At 33.3% G+C, this 450-nt stretch carries 1 pseudogene; it reads right to left on the bottom strand.

Going from position 1 to position 450, the window contains the following annotated elements:
* A pseudogene (locus tag J7R13_RS08945) lies at nucleotides 1–278 on the bottom strand (NAD(P)H-dependent glycerol-3-phosphate dehydrogenase); the annotation flags it as partial.
* Between the last annotated feature and the right edge of the window lie 172 nt (nucleotides 279–450).

The following is a 450-nucleotide window of genomic DNA, read 5'->3' as shown; positions in this document are numbered from 1 at the left end:
GTGATGAGTATTTTTGAGTCTTTTTTCAAAGGTGTGTGAGCAAACCATTCTCTTAAAGCTTGCACACTAATAGCAATGACAAAAAGTGTAGAATCTAAACTCTCGTTTAAGGAACATTGTGAAATGATTGAATGAGAATTATTACTCAATGTTTTGTTTAAAGGGTCTAGTGCAGGGGTGATATCACGTCTTGAAACAATGCGGACTTCATTTTTATGTGCAAAAGCAAATGCAAGAGCTCTTCCCCAAATTCCACCACCAAAAATTGTTATTTTCATTTTATTCCTTAAGTCTTTTAAAGACGATATTTCATCTCATACATTGCCAAACGCATCTTTTAAGATAGGGAGAATATGTGTTTTCTTAAGTTAAAAAAGGACGTTTTATACGATGAATAGCGTTTTTTGAATGGCTGTCAATGTTGATTAAAAGAGTCTGGTACGATTTGTT

It is taken from the genome of Bartonella taylorii 8TBB, assembly GCF_902825155.1.
Taxonomy (GTDB): domain Bacteria; phylum Pseudomonadota; class Alphaproteobacteria; order Rhizobiales; family Rhizobiaceae; genus Bartonella; species Bartonella taylorii_A.
Note: the sequence above shows the minus strand (reverse complement) of the source record. Positions and strands in the feature narration are given on the sequence as shown.